This is a genomic window from Marinomonas sp. FW-1, assembly GCF_005222245.1.
Lineage (GTDB): Bacteria > Pseudomonadota > Gammaproteobacteria > Pseudomonadales > Marinomonadaceae > Marinomonas > Marinomonas alcarazii.
The window spans coordinates 1955310-1971111 of the sequence record NZ_CP025987.1 but is presented as its reverse complement, the minus strand read 5'-3'; the positions used below and the strand labels follow the sequence as shown (position 1 = coordinate 1971111).

Sequence of the window (15802 nt, the reverse complement as noted above, 5' to 3'; positions counted from 1 at the left end):
TCGACCCTTTAAGGGCGATAACTGGATTGCCAACCTAATTTATCACGACACACATTGTAAAAGTCATGGTTTTTAGGGTGTATTAGGCGAATCCCCCCCGTTTTTTTGGTGATATGTATTTCATCACCAGGTGCTGCCGTAATGTTTAACTGACCATCACAGCTCACGCTTGGGTAGGTAAGATTGGATTCACACACCACAATACGGATTTTTGCATTCGCATCAATCACAATGGGGCGATTACTTAAGGTATGAGGGTGCATAGGAACCAGTACCAAGGCATCCAATTTTGGTAGCATGATAGGTCCACCAGCCGATAACGCGTATGCCGTCGACCCCGTTGGCGTTGCCACGATCAAACCGTCAGACTTTTGGTTCATCACAAATTGATCATCAATAAATAAATCAAAGCGAATCATTCGCGCAGATTTACCTGGGTGAAGCACTAGATCATTCAGTGCTATGCCCTCACCACTAGGGCGATTTTGACGCTTAATTTTGGCCTCGATCATAAAGCGTTTTTCTTCGTGGTATTCACCACGAAAAATAGGATCTAACTCTTCTTGAAGGTTATGAGGAGAAATATCGGTAAGGAACCCTAAGGTGCCACGGTTGATACCTAAAACTGGAATGTCGTAATTACAAATTGCTCTTGCTGCGCCGAGGAAACTACCATCACCTCCAACGACCATGACCATGTCACAATGATCTCCCAATTCTTTTAGCGCAGAGGATGCGACTTTAACGCCCGGCATCATAGTTGCCAACTGGTCTTCAAGTACCGGTGCGATGTTTTTTTCTTGGAGATATTCCATCAGCTTCTTAACCGTATCAAGAATCTGAGGTTTATCTAATCGAGCAATAATACCAACACGTCTAAAAAGACTCATGTGTCATTCTCTTCCCGTCTATCGATGTCAACAAATCAACCCACTAAGGTGTGTATAACGGTTTTTATTTTTATGTGGGTCTTACATAAGTTGCGCAACTTTAACATGAAGACGATGACTATCGCCATCTCGTTAAGAACACCAGTAGGGATTAGTATCTTTTGAATATCCTCGCCAGCCTTGTAAACCGCCTGTATGGATAAATAATGTACGACGATATGGCCACACGCCCTCTTTTATCGCTTTCAAGGTGGCATACATGCTTTTACTTGTATAAACCGGGTCAAGTGGATGGTTGGGATTGGCTTTCGCGAATTCTCTCATAAAGCCAATTAATGCTGGGCTTTGTTTGGCGTAACCACCTTCGTGGCAATCGAAATGGAAGAACAATTTTGAATCTAAGCACTCTTTTGAGATTGACGCATCAGCTAGCTGACTGGCTAACTCTAAAATCAAATCCCGCTGAGCGGGCTCACCCTTAAGCGCACTAAACACATGTAAGTCTGGTGTTTGGTGACTTGCTAACATACCTGCAGCAGTTGTGCCAGTACCTGAAGACACAACCCATGCATCATATTTACCATCGATTGCGTTAATATCAGTCGCCCAATCTCGGCAACCCATAGCACCAAGCTTCCCGCCGCCACCTTCTGGAATCCAGTAAACATTTCCATAATAACGGTTTATCTCATCAACTATTTGAGCGTCCATACCAAGTCGATAATCGGCTCTTGTCGAAGGCCACAACTCAACACCATCGCTCACCATATCTTTTAATGTGGGAGTGAGTTTAGGCTGAAGTTCGCCCCGTACGACAGCCACCGCTCTAAACGGCAAATCCTTGAGCGTAGCACCAAAGGCATGAAGGTGATTTGAAAACGGCCCACCAAACGTAGCGATGACAGAAGCGTTTTGTTGTTCTGCGGCTTTTAGGTGATGTTGCAGTTTATGCCATTTATTTCCCGGTGCATTCGGGTGTTCAAGATCGCCGCGGTAGATATCGAGCTTATAGTCTTCAATAGCGTTTGAACAAGGCAGAACAAGCGAATAAATCAATGACACGAAGCGGGCCTTTAGAATGTTAAATTCTGCTTATACTAACATATTAGGGAGTTAAGATTTCATTACCTTAAGCATAAGCTTTAATGGTTTGGCTAGTTTTCCGCTGTCATTCAACCAATAATTGGGGGTGGATAATAAGCTAGTGTTCCTCTGAATGGAGGGTGATACCGGATCTATTTTATTCGCCCGCATGTTAAGCCATTTCAGGTCTGGAAGGTGAAAACCTAGCCACCAACTCTAGTGAGTTTATCGATTTTTACGAGACACCCACGTTAAAAACCTTGATTTTACGGGCTTCTTAACATGCGTGTCCTGTTAAATTCTCTAGTGTTGACCATGATTTTGATTTCTCTGCATCCACATGCAAAACAACATGAAGATGATTGCTCATCACAGCACAAGCACATATATCGATAGAAAAGACAGACGCTAAAAAAAGTAACCTCTTCTCTATCCAGCCACGGCGATGCTCATAGCTGTTTCCTGTGGCAGGATCATCACCGCATAAAAAAGCCCGTCGAACACAACGAGCCACACAATGATAATAAGGAGTATCTTCTAAACTGACTTGTTCTTTCCTAGACCTCGGCATATCCAACCTCTCTTCCTTGAGAAAATATACTGTACATTGAAATATGGTCAAGAAAAAGCTAGAGGCCTTGTAAATACTAGGTTCTTGAGATGCATATCCTGTTAATACATGTCCTGTTAATTCTTTATTCAATACCTTGGTATAACTGACTTCTTAACATGCGTGTCCTATTAAATTCCGTGTAAATAATTAGCCCCGCATTGCGGGGCTAATTTGAAAATTATGGAACATGTACCGACTGCACTTCATAAATATAAGATGTACCATCCTCATAAACGCGTACTGCTAACACTAAGTCGCTTGCACCTTCATTAGCTGTAAATAAATCTATATAGACTTCCCAATAATCCAGCATCCATTGGCAAACAGATGTACTCCATGTATCATCAGGTAGATCAATTAATTGATCGCCATAGTCGCGTATATTGGCAGTAATTATCGCCGCATCTTTTGCAGAAATAGATCGTGCATCGCTCACTCTCAGGTTGAGCTTAAAATCTCCTTCCTTTAAAGCTTCAGCAATTAATCTAAAAGTGTTTCTCCAAACAGTGGGAACTGGAGTTTGATTATCTTCATCTTTTAAGACCGGTACTGTATTAGTCATTTATAAAACCTCACTTTGAATGCAATTCTTTATGACACTCTTTACATACTTCAGCATGATTCTCTGAGCTTGTAGGACCACCATCCGCATGACGCTTTTTATGGTGGCCAGCAGAATTTGATGAATCGATTTCTGTGCCGCAGCCAGTTGCACATTGATTATTCGGGCGCTTTACGAGACACCCACGTTAAACCCCTTGATTTCACTAGCTTATTAACATGCGTGTCCTGTTAAATTGCTATCGTTGGTCCTTGCACAACGATCTCACTGCCCCCTGTGCTATTTATTGCACTTTACGAGACACCCACGTTAAACCCCTTGATTTCACAAGCTTATTAACATGCGTGTCCTGTTAAATTGCTAACATGCGAGTCCTGTTAAATTAGCTATCGTTTGGATGCCTTATTAAATAGACTCATATCAATAATGGCCTAATTTCTGAGTCTATTTTTTCAAGATCATCATGATCTAAAAACTTAGAGCTATAAATTAGTAACACGCCATCATTTAGTGAAGAAACAGATTCCACCTTACCTTCCAAGCGGTCGATAATTTTTTCTGGCGACAAATTAAAAGCACGCCAACAAAGCTCTCGATCAAAATAGTTAATAGCGTTTATTCTATAGACACCATCTCTACCATTAACATCCTTTCCGCTGTTGCTACATATTTTAATAATTTCCCTAAAATCCGACCTTGCTATTTTCTCTCATAAATAGTCGCACGATAACTCTCAAATGCAGTAACAAATATTGGGAAAACATTTAAAACAAGATCAGAGTAATTAATTTTGTCAGGATCAAACTCAATAGAGACATGATCATCATACTGGGCATTATCTGTTAAATATTTTTCATCTCTATGAGAGTATACTATTTGCCCATCTAGTCTCTCTTCTGTGAGATAATTTAAATCTACCACAGATACTAATTCTCCTGTAATTTCAGGAAGATCAATAACTCCCGCATCAGGTATTGCCCATATTTTAGAAACTTCTGATTGTCTACTTATAAATCGCTTGTGCCTAATACTAATATCATCATTAGGGTTTGGCCTATGCCGTAAACCTATTACATATTTACTACTCATGGTTTAGCAACTCTTATATCAATGTTGGTGATGTTGTTATAGCCGCTTTACGAGACACCCACGTTAAACCCCTTGATTTCACTAGCTTATTAACATGCGTGTCCTTTTAAATTGCTACACTAGGAATAAGTTGCATCAATCCAGATTCCAGATGGTGATGCCGCGTAAAGCCTTCAGGTGTATTCTTTAAGCCAGTGCTTTATTAGATAGCATATGGATAGTGTGGACAGGACAATCTTTTAATTTCTATTAAATTTTATCTGAATTTAGGCTATTCAATACTTTATGTATATCAGAAATACTTACCTTCCACTCAGAAATAGCCTCACCATCCTCATTAACTGTTTCTCTATCATCAATATAAGCTGACATTTTACTTTCATTAAATGGTTCTTTTAAATCCTCCATAAATAAAATACGATTTTGTATAAATACATCTTCCTCTATCAGATATAATGGCCATATAACAATGAAATTTGCATTAATTGGATCATACATTGAAGTAACTATTGCTGACTTTTTATTTCCAGAAATTATTTCATTAAGCCCAAACCTCCATTGAGATAAATACCTCTTTCTATTCCAATAGGAAATAGGAGAGCGAATTTTTTCAGAAAAAGAATGAATATTAATTTCTCCAAATAAAACTTCCTCTCCATGTGATACCACAACCTCATTATTTAGTTCTAAAGAAAAAGTGCGCATATTAGTCCTTAATTCTAACAGTTAAATCATTATTCCAAGTGCCAGTTCTATTTCCTTTCCTATCGAAAGACTTCCAATTATCAGTCCCATTATGTCCATCTACGCCTGGTGATATATACTTTTTACCATCACTGTATGCGGGTTAACCATGTGTATCAAACCCTGTTTTTTGTAGTGGAATACGGTTTTTATAACCTAACCTTGCAGCATCTTCTTTAGAAGTACCGCTTTACGAGACACCCACGTTAAACCCTTGGTTTTACTGGCTTCTTAAATTATGCGTGTCCTATTAAATTAGGCTGAAGTTCGCCCCGTACGACAGCCACCGCTCTAAACGGCAAATCCTTGAGCGTAGCACCAAAGGCATGAAGATGATTTGAAAACGGCCCACCAAATGTCGCAATAACGGATGCGTTTTGTTTTTTGGCAGCCTCAATATGATGCTGAAGCTTATGCCACTTATTTCCCGGTGCATTCGGATGTTCAAGATCGCCGCGGTAGATATCTAACTCGTATTTAATCTTAGAATCCTTAAATTCATTTGATAGAAGGAAATCTGGCCCAAAGGCGATTGGTTGGATACAAGACACAAATATACTCAGTTACAAAAAATACATGTTTTCATCATAACATGTGTTTTTCATTCGCGATCACACACTTTTTAAAATGAGAAAAACCACTCTCGTTGACATTTGTTTGTTAAAATCCTCGCACTCACCAATTGTGGAGATGAAACATGATTCCAAAGCTTTCTGAAGTCTCGCCCATTCAGGCCAAATACCTTTCTTTCATTGAGCGCCTGAAAGCTTCAGGATTCTCAGGAGATACCAATCCTGATTACGCCAACCGTGTGGTTCTTTCAACTGACAACTCTATTTATCAGGTCTTACCTCAAGGGGTTATCTTTCCTAAGAACGTACAAGATATTCAACTGTTGGCTCAACTTTCTAATCAAGAAGAGTTCAACGATGTGGTGTTAAGTCCTCGTGGTGGCGGCACGGGCACTAACGGCCAGTCGTTAACCGATGGTTTGGTGATCGATTTATCCAAGCACATGAATCGAATACTGGAAATTAACGCTGAGGAAGGTTGGGCTCGTGTCGAAGCCGGCGTAGTAAAAGATCAGCTTAATAAAGCGATTAAACCTCACGGCTTATTCTTCGCGCCAGAGTTATCGACCAGCAACCGAGCGACTATTGGCGGCATGATTAATACCGACGCCAGCGGACAAGGTTCGGTTATGTATGGAAAAACACGCGATCACGTTCTTGAACTAAGAACCGTGCTGTTAGATGGCCATCTATTAGATTCTGCACCCATTGATGATAAAACACTGGACGATATACAAAGCGGCAGTGACTATTCCGCTCATGCACACCGTGTTGTCGATCGTATTCAAAAAAGTAAAGCTCAAGAAATCAAAGACACCTTCCCTGCACTTAACCGCTGTCTAACGGGCTACGACTTGGCTCATATTCGCACCGAAGACGGACAATTCAATATGAACTCGGTGCTTTGTGGCTCAGAAGGCACGCTAGGCTTTATTGTTGAAGCGAAAGTTAACCTTTTACCGATTCCAACTTATGCCGCTTTAGTCAATATTCGTTATGACAGCTTCGAAGGATCCCTGCGTCATGCTCGTGAGCTACTGGCCGCCAAGCCAACCTCCATCGAAACCGTTGATTCGAAAGTTCTCGGACTCGCGAAAGGCGATATTATTTGGAACTCTGTAGCTGAGTTTTTTCCAGAAAAAGCAGTAGAAGACATCCAAGGGATTAACCTTGTCGAATACACTGGAAATGACGAACAAGACGTTGCCGATAAAATCAAAATACTGACCGACAAATTAGATGCTTTAGCGGAACAAGGCGGAAGCAGTGCGTTGGGTTACACCATCGCCATGGGACACGATAACGTTAACAAGCTCTGGGCAATGCGTAAAAAATCCGTTGGGTTATTAGGAAACGCAAAGGGGGAAAGTCGCCCTATTCCATTCGTTGAAGACACAGCCGTACCGCCTGAGAATCTTGCTGATTTTATAATGGAGTTTCGTGCCGTTCTTGATAGCTATAATGTTCAGTATGGCATGTTCGGTCATGTTGATGCGGGTGTTCTTCATGTTCGCTCTGCACTTGACCTCAAAGACGAAGCCCAAGAACCCATGATCCGAGAGATCACAGATAAGGTCGTTGCACTTACCCAGAAATACAATGGTTTGTTGTGGGGTGAGCATGGCAAAGGCGTTCGCTCTGAATATTCTCCTGCTTTTTTTGGCGAACTTTATCCGAGTATCCAGCAAATAAAAGGCGCTTTTGATCCAAGAAACCAGTTAAATCCCGGTAAAATCGCAACGCCATTTGAACTCGGCGTAGATTTATTAAAAATAGATGCCGTTCCATTACGAGGTCAATTTGACCGTCAAATTCCATTGCATAATCGTGACCAATTTCAGGAAGGTATGTACTGTAATGGCAACGGTGCCTGCTACAACTTTGACCCAAATGATGCCATGTGCCCTTCCTGGAAAGGTACGCGAGATCGTCGTCATTCGCCAAAAGGACGCGCCTCTTTAATGCGTGAATGGCTACGTGGAATGAGTCAACAAGGCGTGGACACGGTTAAAGCAAGCAAAGACGCAAAAAACAGTAATTTTCTTTTTAGCTTTTTTCCAAAGCTTAAAAACACACTAGCAAAACGTCGCGGCGACTACGACTTTTCCAATGAAGTGCATGAATCTATGATGGGCTGCTTGGCGTGTAAATCTTGTGTCGGACAGTGCCCAATTAAAGTTGATGTACCAGAATTCAGAGCGAAATTTTTGGAGCTGTATTACAGCCGTTATTTACGACCTGCCAAAGATTACCTGATTGGGTCGTTAGAATTCATCATGCCAACGTTGGCAGTATTTCCTCAGCCATACAATTGGCTCATTCGACGTCGTTGGGTTAATCACTTCTGTAGCAAATACCTAGGCTTGGCTGACAATCCAAAATTGAGCGCGCTCAACCTAAAGAAAGAAATGTCCCGTCGTGGTATTCGTTTGGCAACACCATTAGCAATCGAATCCCTAAGCCCAAAAGACAGAACCCGTGCTGTTATTGTGGTTCAAGATGCGTTTACCAGCTACTTTGAAACGGAGCTGGTATTAGACACGATGGAAACCCTAAGCCGTCTTGGCTTCCAAGCCTACCTAGCGCCCTACATGCCTAACGGAAAACCCTTGCATGTACACGGCTTCATGAAAGCCTTTAATCGCACGGCGCGTAAGAACTTAGACATGCTGCAAAGCTTGGCATTCTATGGCTTGCCATTTATCGGCATTGATCCTTCGATGACGCTGACTTATCGTTCGGAATATACCAAAGCCTTTGGCGATACTAGACAAATACCTAACATCCAGTTGCTGCAAGAATGGTTGACGAAGAAAAGTGCTCACCTGATTAAACAACCTTTAATGTGTGATAATTCGACTTACCACCTAATGACCCACTGCACAGAAAAAACCAATGCGGCGGCGTCTATTCAAGACTGGCAAAAGGTCTACAGTATTTTAGGTCTAGAACTGAAAGTCGAAAACGTCGGTTGCTGTGGCATGGCGGGAACCTATGGTCACGAAACCGCGAATAAAGAAACGTCCAAAACCATTTATGATTTGTCTTGGAAAGAAAAAGTGACGGATCCAGAGTTAGCCGGAAAACTAGTAGCTACAGGCTACTCTTGCCGTAGCCAAGCAAAACGGTTTGATGACGTTGCCATTCCTCATCCAGTGCAAGCCATCTTGAAACATCTAAGAGAAGCGCGAACCGATTAAGCAATCACTGCATCACCATCATTAAGGCTCTGAAATACGAGCCTTAACTATTTATATTTAAAGGAACACTATGTTAATACATGACAGTGCCGACGAACTTGGCCCTATTCGGGTTTTTGATGACGGCCAATACCGCATTCTGTCTTTTGCAGAAGGTGATGAGCAAAGTCGTATTCGTCTTTCAACGCCACATGTTTTACAACACGAATACACTCAAGCCATGATGCTACCTCTATTGTTTTGCGAGCCAAAACGAGTGTGCATTTTAGGGCTTGGCGGTGGCACTTTACTTAATGCGCTTCACCATACGGTTCCCGCTATTCATTTAACTGCTGTCGAATTACGTCAAGAAGTGATGGACGCGGCTGAAATGTATTTTAAACTGCCAAAAGGCAAGCGAATCAACTTAGAGGTTGCCAACGCCATTGGCTACATGGCTGAAGGATTGCCTAAAAAGGTCGATTTATTGATGACGGATCTTTATAACACGCAAGGAATGGATCGTGACGTTCTTCAGACAAGCTTCATTGAGAACTGCGCCAAAAACATCAAAGAGGATGGATGGTTAGCCCTGAATTGCTGGATTGATCAAAAGAATAACCATGACCTGACTGCTGTCATTAAACAACACTTTAACGATGTCAGAGCCTTGGATACAGGAAGTGGTAATTGGGTGATTATCGCTGGCAAAAGAGTGAACCATAATAACGCCAAAGAACTGAAAGCCGCCGCACAAAAGCTCAGCGATAAAATGGGTTTCCAATTAGGAAAATGGCTGTCTAGATTGTCGGAGATTTAATTCACTTCAAAAAAAACGCTGCCTCTCTTTTTTAACAAGAAAGGCAGCGTTTTCATTGGTTTTAACCTATTCAAAGTGTTTCTTTAGTTATCAAGCACACTATCTACCAAGGCTTTCGCCTCGCTTTCAAGCTCAGCAAGATGCTCTTCTGAAACAAAGCTCTCTAAATAGATTTTATAAACGTTTTCTGTACCCGATGGTCGCGCTGCGAACCAACCGTTTTCTGTGGAAACTTTTAATCCACCAATGGCAGCATTATTGCCTGGCGCTTTAGTTAGCACTGAAAGAATTTTTTCACCAGCTAACTCTGTTTGTGTAATATCTTTGCTATCTAAAGCCCCTAACAAGGCTTTTTGTGCGGATGTTGCGACAACGTCAATACGCTTGTAATAAGGCTTACCATACTTTTCTACTTGCGCTTCAGAAAGTGTCTGAGGGTCTTTGCCTGTTACCGCTAGAATCTCAGCAGCAAGCAGTGCCATTATGAAGCCGTCTTTATCCGTTGACCAAACACTTGCGTCTTTACGCAGAAAAGAGGCGCCAGCGCTTTCTTCTCCACCAAATGCCATAGAGCCTTCATACAAGCCTTCAACATACCATTTAAAGCCAACAGGCACTTCGCAAAGTTTACGTCCAAGACCTGCGACAACGCGATCGATCATGCCACTAGAGACAAGGGTTTTGCCAAATTGAATATCTTGTGGCCACTGCGTTCTATGCTGAGACAAGTATTCAATTGCCACGGCTAGGTAGGCATTAGGATTCATCAGGCCAAAATCAGCACACACAATGCCATGACGGTCATAATCTGGATCATTGCCAACGGCGATATCAAAATCGTCTTTGAGCTTTAACAAACCCTGCATTGAATAAGGCGAAGAGCAGTCCATACGGATACGACCATCTTTATCACGTGGAACAAAGCGAAATGTAGGATCCACTTCATTATTTACCACAGTAATATCCAAGCCATATTTTTTCGCAATAGGTTCCCAATAATGAATGCCTGAGCCGCCCATTGGATCAACACCAATTCGAATTTTCTTTTCTGCGATGGCTTTCATATCAATCACATTTTCTAAGTCATTAACGTAGTGACTTATGAAATCAAAAGGTTCAATCAATCCACTTAATTCGACTTCATCTGGCGATAAGCATTTTACGCCTTCAAGATTGGCTTCTAGTAATGAGTTTGCTCTTTTCGCAACCCAATCAGTAATGTCTTTGTCTGCCGGGCCGCCTTTACTGGAGTTATATTTAATACCACCATCTTCTGGTGGATTGTGGGAGGGTGTAATAACAATACCATCGCTAACATCAACTTCTGTTTTGTTGTGGGTTAGCACAGCGTGAGAAATAACGGGTGTTGGCGTGTAGCCACCGTTTAATTGAGTTCGTACACGAACCCCATTGGCCGTGAGCACGCTCACTGTTGTTTGAAAAGCGGCTTCCGATAAGGCGTGTGTATCCTTACCTAAATACAATGGACCAGTAATGTTTTTGGACAAGCGATATTCCGCAATTGCCTGAGCAATGGCTAGGATATGACTTTCGTTAAAACTGGTTAATAAAGCACTACCACGATGACCTGATGTGCCAAAGCTTACACGCTCATCTGGATGAGTGATTACGCGTGGCTTTTTTGTGTAATAAGCTGACATCAGCTCTGGAATGTTTACAAGGATATCGTGAGAAGCAAGCTGCCCTGCTTGAGGATGAATTGCCATATTTAAAATGCCCTATTAAGTCATTGAAACTAATATGATTAGTCTCCCTTATAATCAGGTCTGTTTCAATGACTTAACTGAGCAAGTTATTCAAGCAAGATAAAAGAATAAGCAATTAACGTTTACGAAGTATCAAACTGCCTATTGAATAACCAGCACCAAAAGAACAAATCACACCAATATCGCCAACAGTCAAATCTTCATGGTATTTGGCGAAAGCAATAATAGAGCCAGCAGAAGCTGTATTGGCATACTCATCAAGCACCACCGGCGCCTCTTCAAGTGTTGCATCACGCCCTAACAAGCGTTTGCTGATTAACAGATTCATGTTGATATTGGCTTGATGTAACCACCAACGTTTTAACTCTGACACCTGAATGCCTTGGCTTTTCAAATGGTTCTCAATGTGATCTGCGGCCATGGGACAGACTTCTTTAAAAACTTTGCGACCATTTTGATGGAATAGCATGTCGGCAGAATAAGGGTCTTCATCTGTGACCCGAGACGTATAGCCAAAGTTAGAACGAATATTGTTTGAGTATGATGTAATGCACTTGGTGCTTAGCACATCGAAGGAATGGGCTGACTGACAGGAATCGCTACTTTCAACAACAATGGCAGTGGCAACATCACCAAAGATAAAGTGAGAATCCCGATCCATGTAATTTACTTGGGGAGAAGTTAATTCTGGATTGATCACCAGAACCCCTTTTGACGATCCTGCTTTTACGGCATCAACAGCCCGCTGCAAACCAAACGTTGCAGCCGAGCACGCGACAAGCATGTCAAAACCAAAACCTTCTATACCCAACGCCCCTTGCACTTCAATAGCAATAGCAGGATAAGATCGCTGAGTATAAGCACAAGAAACGATCACCATATCAATATCACTGGCTTTTTTGTTGGCTGCTTTTAAGGCTTTATTGGCCGCAGCAATCGCCATTTCTGCTTGGTGGGATATTTGATCGTCAGTTCTAGCTTCTAGCGTGGGCCGCATACGATTAATATCTAACGCACCCTCTTTTGAATAAATATAACGACTTTTAATGCCAGAAGCCTTTTCGATAAAAGCAGCGCTTGAAAGAGGTTTCGCTTCCATTTCCCCTTTTTCAATGGACGCTGAGTTTTTAGCATTATAATTCTCAGCCCAAGCGTTGTAGCTCTCTACGAGCTCTTCATTGCTGATACTGTTTGCTGGAGTCCATAGACCGACTCCGCTAATGACAACGGAAGAATTCATGGAATTTACCTTTTTATTATTTTTACTATAAAGTGATTATTAAGCGTTAAGTTAGATTGTGAACCACAACGTTAGAACAGTCCACAAATTGTAATAACAAACTGGTTTTATTATGTTTTCTGGTAATATCTAACGTGATACTTCTAATGGCATTAGCCATCCTTTTTCTTAAATGAGTAGTTGTTTTAATAGGAGAAAATGATTCATTATGGAGTAAATTTGTTGCTTAATCAGGATTGAAAAAGTGAGCTTTTATGAACAATAATAATGCATTGATTTTGTCCGGTGGTGGGGCTCGTGCGGCCTATCAGGTCGGGGTTTTATCTGCGATGGGCCGAATCCTGCCTAAGCACTCACCTATCCCCTTTTCTATTTTGTGCGGCACATCTGCTGGCGCGCTTAATGCCACTATGCTTGCTTCCTATGCCGATAATTTTTCCAAAGCTGTTTCGACCCTTGCCTTTGTATGGCGACATTTAACACCTGATCAGATTTATACCGTAGGACGTTGGCCGGTTGCGAGTTCTTTAACTAAAACACTAATGTCATATTTCCATATGCATAATCATGACCGCTCTATTGCGCTTATGGATAATCTGCCCTTAGAAGAGTTGCTACGTAATCATCTCGATTTTTCGAGGGTTACGAATGCAATTGATAATAAACAGTTGAGAGCGCTTGCGATTACCGCTATGAGTTACAGTACGGGTGAATCAACTACTTTCTTTCAAGGAGCACCAGACATTCATCCTTGGCAAGGCAATAGACGAAAAGGCGTCATTGCTAACCTGGGAGTTGATCATCTCCTAGCCTCCAGCGCGATACCCACCATCTTTCCAGCTCACAAGATAGATAATCATTATTATGGTGATGGCGCTATTAGGCAGAAATCAGCGATTTACCCAGCTTTAAAGTTAGGCGCGAATAAGCTTTTTATTATCGGTGTAAGCGGTAATCGTAGCGCCAAAAAATGGTCAGCACCTGACACTGATGTTGATTCAAGCGCCCCAAGCATGGCACAAATCTTAGGGCAGTTATTGAACAGTGCGTTTATCGACAATCTAGAAGACGACATTAATCAGCTAGAAATTATGAACAGTCTTATTAGAGACCTTCCCGAAGAGAAAAAAGCGCAACACCAAAACCTGCCTACTGAAACCTTGATAATCTCTCCGTCTCAAGAGCTGAATGCTATTGCGCATCAACATCTAGGAACCTTGCCAAAGAATATTCGAGTGCTTTTAAAAGCCGCTGGCGGATCCACTTCGGAAAAAATCAGTTCTGCAGCGAGTTATCTTTTGTTTACCCCCCAGTATTGCAAAGCACTTATGGATTTAGGCTATCAAGACGCCATGTGGGAAAAAGATCGCATTCTCGCTTTTTTAGAAAATGATACTTAGAGCTTAACAACCCTTTTTAGGGTAATGGCGTCAGCGTCTTCAATCCATTGCGTTAGACGCTTAAAGCTTTCCGTTTCTTTTGTGCAACACAACTCAATACGGCCTTTGTTAGACGAGCTAGTGACCAATGCACGTTGAGCTTCCATTGGGTATGACTCTAATAGGCGGCGAACCACTTGTGCTGTGACGCCTTCGCTTGGCTCTATTATTTCACACTGGCTACCTAATGCCTTTTCAAATAAACCTTTTACTAAAGGGTAATGAGTGCATGCCAATACTAAGGTATCTATATTTTCAGCGAGCATATCCTCGCTTAATGCATGAATCGTCGCCTTCACCTTTTCTTCTGTTTCTGGCCAGGCATCGATATCGAAAGCCAAACTGGAACTCGACATAATGTCGACATGACTATCCGCTTTCCAAAGGTCGATGAGCTGGTTTAGCCTTGGACTCTTTGCTGTAACGGGTGTCGCCAATACAGCAACACGACGTTTTTTACTGAGTCGAAAAGCGGGTTTTACAGCAGGCTCGACACCAATAACGGGTAACGAAGTACTTGCTCGAAGCGTATCAATGGCGGCAACGGTTGCTGTATTACAAGCAACCACAATAGCGCAAACATTTTCATCCTCAAAGAAACGACCCACTTTGACCAGTCTATCCTGCAACTGATCAATATTTTTACTGCCATATGGAGCAAAGGCATCGTCAGCCAAATACACCAGATCAAGACTAGGATGCTTTTGATGTATGGCATTAAGAATCGTCAAACCGCCGGCACCAGAGTCCATTACTCCGATCTTCACTCTACTATCTCCGTCACAACAGGTAGCTGAACAGGTTCACGCTCTAAAGACACGCCATATTTTTCATAGACCGATTGTTTGATTTTATCTTCTAACTCTAGCAAGGCTGATGCGTCATTTTCAGAATAATTAACTAAAACCAAGGCCTGCTTTTCATAGACTCCAACCCCTTGGAAATGAGCCCCTTTCCAACCTGCTCGATCAATTAACCAACCAGCGGCCAGTTTGAAACCCTCTTCAAACGGAAAAGAAACAAGATCAGGAAAACGCAACTTCAATTCTGCATGTTGTTTCTGGCTAATAATTGGATTTTTAAAAAAGCTTCCAGAGTTAGCAAGAACAGCGGGATCGGGCAGCTTTTCATTACGAACACGGCACACCGTATTAAAAACAGATTGTAGATCGGGTATGCCATCCATTCGGTCAGACAAACCACCATAGCCTAATTGAAAATCGGCCTGTTTTTTTAATGAAAGCTCAATAGAAGTGATCAACAACACATCTTTCCATTGACCTTTAAAGTGGCTATCACGGTATGCAAACCCGCAGTCTCGACCATTAATCCAATACACATCACCGGTGTCTTTATTGATCACTTGAACACGAGAAAGAACATCCTTGATCTCAACGCCATAAGCTCCGATGTTTTGTACTGGCGCGGCTCCTGCTGTGCCTGGGATTAAGGCAAGATTCTCAATTCCATACCACCCGTTCTCTACGGCAAATTGCACCACTTGGTGCCAGTTTTCACCAGCAGCAACCGTTAAATTAACAAGGTTACCTGAATGCTCTCGCACGTTAATGCCCGATAGCTTGTTAATGATAACTAGACCTAAGACATGGTCTGAAATAAGCAAATTACTGCCGCCGCCAATCATGGTGACCGTTTTATGATTAAGCTTCGCCCAAGCGAGTAAATCCCTTAAAGAATCCAACGTCTCGGCAATTGCAAAATATTCTGCAGAGTAATCAAAGCGAAAGGTATTATAAGTAGCTAGAGAAACATTTTCTTGGATGAAACCTTCAATGCGCTGAGCAAAGTCGTCTTCCGTGTTGAATCGAATTTTCATTGCCTAG

The 15802-nt window shown here is 42.0% G+C and carries 13 protein-coding genes and 2 pseudogenes; 3 read left to right on the top strand and 12 right to left on the bottom strand.

Going from position 1 to position 15802, the window contains the following annotated elements; translation table 11 throughout:
* Window positions 1-8 precede the first annotated feature (8 nt).
* From C1X04_RS09185 to C1X04_RS09140, 8 genes and pseudogenes are all read right to left on the bottom strand, one after another.
* Window positions 9-890, bottom strand: coding sequence for an NAD(+) kinase (locus tag C1X04_RS09185; RefSeq protein ID WP_110572471.1), 882 nt, complete (start codon window positions 888-890; stop codon window positions 9-11).
* A 132-nt stretch (window positions 891-1022) separates the two neighbouring features.
* A complete protein-coding gene (locus C1X04_RS09180; RefSeq protein ID WP_137169736.1) occupies window positions 1023-1952 on the bottom strand; it encodes a 1-aminocyclopropane-1-carboxylate deaminase/D-cysteine desulfhydrase in 930 nt (309 codons plus the stop codon).
* A 331-nt stretch (window positions 1953-2283) separates the two neighbouring features.
* A pseudogene (locus tag C1X04_RS09175) lies at window positions 2284-2544 on the bottom strand (transposase); the annotation flags it as partial.
* 220 nt (window positions 2545-2764) lie between these two features.
* Window positions 2765-3148: a hypothetical protein gene (locus C1X04_RS09170; protein WP_217495011.1), complete on the bottom strand. Its 384-nt coding sequence runs from the start codon at window positions 3146-3148 to the stop codon at window positions 2765-2767.
* Between the two features lie 10 nt (window positions 3149-3158).
* Window positions 3159-3281 (bottom strand): annotated as a pseudogene (locus C1X04_RS18880) (HNH endonuclease signature motif containing protein); the annotation flags it as partial.
* Between the two features lie 566 nt (window positions 3282-3847).
* Window positions 3848-4237 carry a hypothetical protein gene (locus C1X04_RS09160; RefSeq protein WP_137169735.1) on the bottom strand — a complete coding sequence of 130 codons (390 nt, stop codon included), beginning with the start codon at window positions 4235-4237 and terminating at the stop codon, window positions 3848-3850.
* A 249-nt stretch (window positions 4238-4486) separates the two neighbouring features.
* The gene (locus tag C1X04_RS09150; RefSeq protein WP_137169734.1) at window positions 4487-4942 is read right to left on the bottom strand and encodes a hypothetical protein; all 456 of its coding nucleotides are present in this window, start codon (window positions 4940-4942) and stop codon (window positions 4487-4489) included.
* Window positions 4943-5217: 275 nt separating this feature from the next.
* Window positions 5218-5532, bottom strand: coding sequence for a hypothetical protein (locus C1X04_RS09140; RefSeq protein WP_175404917.1), 315 nt, complete (start codon window positions 5530-5532; stop codon window positions 5218-5220).
* 146 nt (window positions 5533-5678) lie between these two features.
* Here C1X04_RS09140 and C1X04_RS09135 point away from each other — a divergent pair, with 146 nt between their 5' ends.
* Both C1X04_RS09135 and C1X04_RS09130 read left to right on the top strand, forming a co-directional pair.
* Window positions 5679-8753, top strand: a complete 3075-nt coding sequence (locus C1X04_RS09135; RefSeq protein ID WP_137169733.1) for an FAD-binding and (Fe-S)-binding domain-containing protein — start codon at window positions 5679-5681, stop codon at window positions 8751-8753.
* Between the two features lie 70 nt (window positions 8754-8823).
* Window positions 8824-9552 carry a spermidine synthase gene (locus C1X04_RS09130; RefSeq protein WP_137169732.1) on the top strand — a complete coding sequence of 243 codons (729 nt, stop codon included), beginning with the start codon at window positions 8824-8826 and terminating at the stop codon, window positions 9550-9552.
* Between the two features lie 83 nt (window positions 9553-9635).
* Here the strand turns inward: C1X04_RS09130 and pgm are convergent, their stop codons facing one another.
* Both pgm and C1X04_RS09120 read right to left on the bottom strand, forming a co-directional pair.
* Window positions 9636-11279 carry a phosphoglucomutase (alpha-D-glucose-1,6-bisphosphate-dependent) gene (gene pgm, locus C1X04_RS09125; RefSeq protein ID WP_137169731.1) on the bottom strand — a complete coding sequence of 548 codons (1644 nt, stop codon included), beginning with the start codon at window positions 11277-11279 and terminating at the stop codon, window positions 9636-9638.
* Between the two features lie 115 nt (window positions 11280-11394).
* Window positions 11395-12519 carry a beta-ketoacyl-ACP synthase III gene (locus C1X04_RS09120; RefSeq protein WP_137169730.1) on the bottom strand — a complete coding sequence of 375 codons (1125 nt, stop codon included), beginning with the start codon at window positions 12517-12519 and terminating at the stop codon, window positions 11395-11397.
* A gap of 254 nt (window positions 12520-12773) precedes the next feature.
* Here C1X04_RS09120 and C1X04_RS09115 point away from each other — a divergent pair, with 254 nt between their 5' ends.
* Entirely contained in the window at window positions 12774-13919 is a 1146-nt protein-coding gene (locus C1X04_RS09115; RefSeq protein ID WP_110572461.1) for a patatin-like phospholipase family protein, read from the top strand.
* Here the strand turns inward: C1X04_RS09115 and murI are convergent.
* Together murI and murB are read right to left on the bottom strand one after the other, a co-directional pair.
* Complete coding sequence (gene murI, locus C1X04_RS09110) at window positions 13916-14725, bottom strand: glutamate racemase (protein ID WP_137169729.1); 810 nt, start codon at window positions 14723-14725, stop codon at window positions 13916-13918. The genes C1X04_RS09115 and murI overlap by 4 nt on opposite strands.
* A complete protein-coding gene (gene murB / locus C1X04_RS09105) occupies window positions 14722-15795 on the bottom strand; it encodes a UDP-N-acetylmuramate dehydrogenase (RefSeq protein ID WP_110572457.1) in 1074 nt (357 codons plus the stop codon). Before murB ends, murI begins: the two co-directional genes overlap by 4 nt.
* Window positions 15796-15802 lie beyond the last annotated feature (7 nt).